The sequence below is a fragment of the Streptomyces sp. NPDC048606 genome (genome assembly GCF_040650855.1).
In the GTDB taxonomy this organism is placed as follows: domain Bacteria; phylum Actinomycetota; class Actinomycetes; order Streptomycetales; family Streptomycetaceae; genus Streptomyces.
Map to the genome: position 1 here is coordinate 1 of NZ_JBEZIB010000088.1, position 6068 is coordinate 6068.

At 69.2% G+C, this 6068-nt stretch carries 8 protein-coding genes; 5 read left to right on the forward strand and 3 right to left on the reverse strand.

Annotated elements, in window-relative coordinates; all coding sequences use genetic code 11:
- Positions 1-106 precede the first annotated feature (106 nt).
- The 3 genes from AB0D01_RS39385 to AB0D01_RS39395 form a co-directional block, all read right to left on the reverse strand.
- The gene (locus AB0D01_RS39385; protein ID WP_363064184.1) at positions 107-424 is read right to left on the reverse strand and encodes a hypothetical protein; all 318 of its coding nucleotides are present in this window, start codon (positions 422-424) and stop codon (positions 107-109) included.
- A 143-nt stretch (positions 425-567) separates the two neighbouring features.
- Positions 568-1011, reverse strand: a complete 444-nt coding sequence (locus AB0D01_RS39390) for a hypothetical protein (protein WP_363064186.1) — start codon at positions 1009-1011, stop codon at positions 568-570.
- A gap of 112 nt (positions 1012-1123) precedes the next feature.
- Positions 1124-1519 (reverse strand): hypothetical protein, encoded by a 396-nt coding sequence (locus AB0D01_RS39395; RefSeq protein WP_363064188.1) that lies wholly within the window; start codon positions 1517-1519, stop codon positions 1124-1126.
- A 549-nt stretch (positions 1520-2068) separates the two neighbouring features.
- Between AB0D01_RS39395 and AB0D01_RS39400 the strand changes: the two genes are divergently transcribed.
- The 5 genes from AB0D01_RS39400 to AB0D01_RS39420 all read left to right on the forward strand — a co-directional run bounded on the left by AB0D01_RS39400 (position 2069) and on the right by AB0D01_RS39420 (position 5638).
- Positions 2069-2986, forward strand: a complete 918-nt coding sequence (locus tag AB0D01_RS39400; RefSeq protein ID WP_363064190.1) for a hypothetical protein — start codon at positions 2069-2071, stop codon at positions 2984-2986.
- Positions 2983-3531: a GNAT family N-acetyltransferase gene (locus AB0D01_RS39405; protein ID WP_363064192.1), complete on the forward strand. Its 549-nt coding sequence runs from the start codon at positions 2983-2985 to the stop codon at positions 3529-3531. The genes AB0D01_RS39400 and AB0D01_RS39405 overlap by 4 nt, the downstream gene beginning before the upstream one ends.
- 33 nt (positions 3532-3564) lie before the next feature.
- On the forward strand, positions 3565-3783 hold the full coding sequence (locus tag AB0D01_RS39410) for a DUF397 domain-containing protein (protein ID WP_363064194.1): 219 nt from the start codon (positions 3565-3567) through the stop codon (positions 3781-3783).
- 197 nt (positions 3784-3980) lie between these two features.
- Positions 3981-4703, forward strand: coding sequence for a ParA family protein (locus AB0D01_RS39415; protein WP_363064196.1), 723 nt, complete (start codon positions 3981-3983; stop codon positions 4701-4703).
- 278 nt (positions 4704-4981) lie between these two features.
- Positions 4982-5638: a hypothetical protein gene (locus tag AB0D01_RS39420; RefSeq protein WP_363064198.1), complete on the forward strand. Its 657-nt coding sequence runs from the start codon at positions 4982-4984 to the stop codon at positions 5636-5638.
- The last annotated feature ends 430 nt before the right edge of the window (positions 5639-6068 follow it).

A 6068-nucleotide genomic window follows, 5' to 3' on the forward strand; every position in this document is an offset into this window, starting at 1 on the left:
ACCAATCTGATACACCGTCAGATGACATGATTTGTCAGGCTGTAAACGCGGGTGGCCGGGGGTGAGACACCCCCGGCCACCACCACCCACACCCCGCCACCGCCCCTCAGGCGGCCAGCGCCTCCACCGGCACACCCGCACTCGCCCACACCACCGGCCCCGCCGGCACCCGGTAGTGGTCCGCGTCATCCGCTATCCGTGCCACGGCCGGATGCGTGCGCGGGTCGAGCACGCCCACGCACCGACCCCTCGGCGCGAGCACCATCACCACCAGCTCGGCGCCATCAAGCGCGAGCGTCATCACGAGGCGCGGCCCGACCAGCACCCGGCGGGCATGGGCCACCAGGCCGGCCGTGAGCGCCGCCGCCGCGTCGGCGTACGGCGGACTGATCCCCCACGCCACACACGCCAGACCGGCCGTCATACCCGCACGCATAGCCGTCTCGACGTCCCACGGGTCATACGCCCGCACCTCCTGACAGGGGGCGCAGACCCACGTGGACGCCGCCGCGGATTCGTCGAGCCGGCCCTCCGGCGGCACCCACACCAGACCCCCACCCAGGCCGGTCACCGCCTGGCCCCCGCCGCCGGCGCGGACGCCGGCCCGAGGCACACCGCCACCAGCGCCCGACGCAGCTCGACCGGGTCCGCGAGCCGGCCCCCGCGCCCCGGCGGCTGCACCCACACCCCCACCCGCGCCCCCCGCACCCGCCCTACCCCGGGGTCCCTCACCGCCACCCACGCACCCACACCCCGCGCGGACACCCCGGGCACCCCGGCCACCACCGCCGCACCCCGGCCCGGAGGCACCAGGACGTAGTACAACTCCGTCCGGCGGTCGGCCACCACCGGCACCCCGGCCAGCACGGCCGGCGCCGCCTCCGCAACCTGCTGATACAGCGTCACCGGCAGCACCACCGCGTCCCAGCGCCGGCCCGCCGGCACCAGCGCCGCCCGCCTCTCCGCCCACTCCGCCCACACCCGCGCCGGCTCCGGATGCGCAGCAGCCACCCACCGCGCCGCCCCAGGCACCATCACGCCCACCCCCGCGCGATCATGTCCGCGACGACCACGCACCAGGCGCCGAGCGCCGACGTCGCCAGCACCACACACACCGGCCGGCTCACCGCGACTCCTCCGGCCAGCTCCACACGTCCCCGGTACGGTCCGCCACCTCGACGAGCGCGGCGCGCATCGCGCGCATGGACCGGTCGATCACCCGGATACGGCCCACTTCGGAGGCCGGCTCCGCCGTCACCGCCGACGTCGCGCGCTCCCACATCTCCAGCCCGATCACGCCCGCCGCCGGCCGCGACGGCACCGGCACCGCCTCGACCCCCACCACCAGCGGGATACCGAGCGTCAGCAGGCGGTCAGCCAGCAGCCCCAGGACATCCGGGGGTGGAGAGCCGGCTAGGTCGATCTCCCGCATGATCCGCTCCCACCGCGCCGCCGGCGGCAGGCCGGCCAGGGTGGCGTAGAGGGCGTTGAACTCGTTGTCGAGCTGACTGTCTCTCACGATGTACCTCCGGAGCACGGGGGTCTGCTGATCGTCAGTGAACCGCGCAGAGGTCACCGTGAGGGAGGGCGATCAAGGGTTTTCATCACCGCACCCCATAGGGCGATTTGACGCTTCCTTTACCGACGGAATCCGGGCGGAAGGCCCTAGTGTTGGCCCATGCACGCACAGCGAAATGACCAGTTCTGTGCCTGGCTCACCGCACAGGGTCTATCCGCCAGAGAGGCCGCCGACCTGGTCAACAAGGGCGTCAGCGAACTGACCGGGCGAATGGGGGGCTTAGAGGCGTCCAATATTCGATCTTGGAAGTCCGGCCGGGTCAGATGCCCCAACGGGGCACAACTGAAGGCCCTTGAGCTGGTGTCGGGAAAATCCGCTATCGACCTAGGGTTCTTTCCTCGGGGTAGGCGCTCCGCCGCCTCTTCACCATCTGCACCGGAGCCACTAGTGGAACCCACCCGTCGCAGCGTCCTGACAGCAGCCACCATCGCACTCACCGCCCCCGGCATCGCTCCAGCTTTCGCCGCCTCTGGACCCTCACGAATCGGCATGGCCGACGTAGCCCGCATCCGGCAAAGCTTCGGCGAGATCATCGCCTCCGATCACAGGGTCGGTGGACAGGTGAGCGTGGAGGCCGCGGCAGCACACTTCGCAGGCCGCGCACTCGCTCTCCAACAGTCCGGGTCGGCATCCCAAGCCGTGCGGGCCGCCCTGTACGCTACCGCCGCCGCGTTCCAGTCGTCAGCGATGTGGGCAGCGATTGATGGGCAACGGTACGAGGCTGCAGAGCGCTATCTGCGGGACGCTCAGGCGATCGCCGCCATGTCCGGCGACCAGGCGATCGTCTTCAGAATTTGGTCACACGCCGGCGCGATGTACCGGCACATGGGACGCCCGGGAGAAGCTGACGCAGCCAACGCCGTAGCCCGTCGCCTCGGCATCACACGTGACCCGATGATCGCCTCCCTGGGCCAGGCACGACAGGGCGCAATCCTCGCGGCCGGTGGCGACGTCAAGCAGGCTGCAAGGACCTTCGACCGCGCCCGCTCCACGCTTGCGCGCGCACGCCGAGACGACGACCCTGGCCGGCCCCCATGGCTCCTGGCCTTCTACGACGCCGCCGAGATCGACAGTCTGGAATGCTCTGCCTACTCAACTGCCAGAGACTGGGCACGGGCGGAAGCAGCTGGTCATCGCTGCCTCGCCCGCCTCCGCCCCTCGATGCAGCGATCCCGGGCGATCACGACCGCTCGGGTAGCACGTGCCCAACTGGAGCAGGGCGAAGTGGACCAGGCCCTAGTGACGGTCCGCAGGATCCCGGGCGAGGTCGTGTTCGGACACCCACGGATCGCTGGGATGACCCAGGCTTTCGGAACGCGTCTCCGTGCCCTGTCCTCCGACCGTGCGCATTTGGACCGGTGGCGAGGCCACCTCGACACCGCTAGCCCGAGGGAGTCCGTCCGGTGAATGAGATCTCGATCACCCTACACACCAGCCTCACCCCGGCACTGCGGGAAGTGATTGGAGCGCTCTACCAGGAGGTTCGGGCGCCCTTGCTCGACCACCCCAACTACCGCCTCGACGTGTTCCTTGACCGGCTCGATCGTCACGGCGTCGAGACGGGGTTTGGCGTTGCTATCGCTCACGTCCGTAGCACTGGATCCGCGGTGGGGTACGCGTACGGCAACGGCATCGGCCCTGGGGACCGGTGGTGGCGGAGGATGACCAGCACTCCCCCTCCCCGCTATGCCACGCGTGACGCGGTAGCCATCAAGGAGATCGGGGTGATCCCCGATTTCCGGGGTACCGGAGTATCCCGCCGAATGCACGATGCCCTTCTGGAGACCCGTCCGGAACCGCACGTGACTTTGATGGTCAACCCGGCGGCGGGCGACGGAAAGGTGCAGAAACTTTACGAAGGGTGGGGGTACGCCGAGTTGGGCATTGTCCAGCCGTCCCCGGAATCCCCGTGGCTGGTCTGCATGGGCCGCGCAGTCCGTACACCAGCCTGAGGCGCAGGCACCCTACAGACAGGAGTACCGATCATGGGCATCGACCGCCCGACCCTCTCAGATCTCAACCGCGCCGCCGTTACGTGGCGCAAGGGCTCGTCCTCCGGCGCGAACAACGAATGTGTTGAAGTGGCTCGTGTACCGGAGTGGGCTGGCATCCGCGACTCCAAGTGCACTGGCGGCCCCGCACTCATCGTCCCGGCCTACGCCCTCGGCGCACTCGTGACAGCCCTCTCCTCTGGCGCGCTGTAGACCCTGCTCCTGGTGCTCGACGTCGAGCACCAGGAGCAGCACACAACACCAAGGCCGGCTCCCGATAGGGGTCGGCCTACGTCATCAGGCGGCTCTAGTCAGTTGATGTCTGCTCCACCCGGCCCGCTGTGACAGACTCGGCGGCGGTACATCCCGAAGTAGCTGGGCAGCCCAGCGAAGTGAACGGAGAGCCCTCAGTGGCACAAGTGCATCTGCTTGCGAACCGCAAAGGCGGCGTAGGCAAGAGTTTGATCAGTTTGAACATGGGCGCGGTGTGCGCCGACACGGCAGGTGCTCGCCCCGACGGTAGGCCGTCCGTGGCGGTGGCCTCCGCTGACCCCCAGGGTACGTCCCTCTGGCGCGCGGCTCGGCTGGCCGATCAGCCGTTTGATGTGCTCGACATCTCCGGCGACGTCGCCAACGTCGCGCTGCTGAAGAGCCTGCCGTACGACCATATCTGGGTAGACACCCCGGGATGGGCGGAGATCACGCCGGAGGAGTACGCCGCGGGTAAGGACCCCCTCGGTGACGAGAAGTACGGCACGCTTCTCTCGGCGCTCCTGGACCAGGCTGACGACGTAGTGGTTCCGATCCTCACTGAGCCTGACTCGTTCGAGCCGACCTGGCAGACCATCGAGTGGGTGCTCAAGCCGCGGAATGTTCCGTTCGTCGTCGTCATCAACAACTGGCCGCCGGCGGAGGGCATCGCCTACGTGGAGGGCACCCGCGCGTTCTGTGAGGGGCACGGGTGGCCGGTCGCTCGTACCGTCATCAGGCGGTATCGCGTGCACACCAACGCGACCAAGGTGGTCACGCAGTATCACAACAACCGCGTCGAGCTCCAAGCGCGCGAGGATTTTTTCCGGTTCGCCCTTGAACACGGAATGCGCACGGCCGCCGCAAAGGAAGTGGTGTCTTAATGGCCTCCGGTCGGCGCACGTCCATCATGGAGTCGTTCAGCAGGACGGCGGTTGGGACGGATGTTTCTCCCGAGAAGCAGACGGTCCAACCGACACCCGCAGCCGGTCGGCCAGCGGCGGTCTGGGTACCCCTGGACCGGTGCATCCCCAGTCCCCGGAATCCGCGGGCAGACCTGGGGGCGCTCGACGACCTAGCGGGTATCGCCGAGCGGCAGTTGCAGAGCTGTCTGGCGATCACGCGGGCGGCGTACCTGCGACTGTGGCCGGAGGACACCGAGGTGTCAGCCGCCAGCGCGGCGACGCTGGTCATCATCAACGGAAACCGGCGGTTGGCGGCGGCAAGGCAGTTCGGCCGCAGTGACCTACTGGTCGTCACGGACGACTCGATCGCAACGCGTCCGGCCGCAGTGCTCCGCGCGGCACATGACGAGAACACAGCACGCCGGGATCTGAATCCGATCGAAGAGGCACGGTCGGTCCTCTCGATCGTGGCGACATACCCCCACGCGAAGGCGGCTGCTGCGGCTGAGGGCTGGTCGGCGCCGTGGATCACGCATCGAAAGAACATGCTCAAGATCCACTCGGAGCTGCAAGCCGAGGTGATCAGCAGGGCCCAGGGCGGGGAAGGGCTGACCATCCGTCTGGCACGTCAGCTCGGCGCCCTCCCCGGAGTCGAAGAGATGACCGTGGAGCAACAGCGTGCAGAACTGGAGCGGATGATCAACCCGCCCGCGCCAGCCGCCGCCGCTCCCCCTCCGTCGGTCTCGGAGAAGGAGCCGGAGGGCGAACAGTCCGCTCCCGCGCCGCAGGTTGAGTGGCGGATGCCCGCCGATGCCGTGGCGCGCTACTCCGAGGCGATTCGGGGAGTTGCTCAGCGGACCGGGTCGACGCCGGATGCAGTGATGTGGGAGGCGCTCGCCAAGCTCTCCTCCTGATCTGCGCCACAGACATGACAAAGCGCTCACCGTTGCGACGGTGGGCGCTTTGTCATGTCTAGCCAGACGAGAGGAAACGATGGACGGTCAGCGGCAGCCGTATACACCAATTGCCCGATTTCCCATGGGAAATCGGAGCTGTCAGGACCCTGTCAAATCAATCTCGAATCGGCATGCCGAGCGGGGCGGAGGTCGATTTCCCGTGGGAAATCGACAGGGTCGGCGGCGGAGGAGGCCAGCGGCGGCGGGCGGACGCCTGCGGGCGGACGCCGGCGACGGCGGAGGCCGGCGGGCGGCGGCCGGCGGGCGGGCGGCGGCGGAGGCGGCCGGCGGCCGGCGGGCGGGCGGCCGGCGGGCGGCGGCCGGCGGGCGGGCGGCCGGCGGGCGGCGGCCGGCGGGCGGGCGGCGGCGGAGGCGGCCGGCGGCCGGC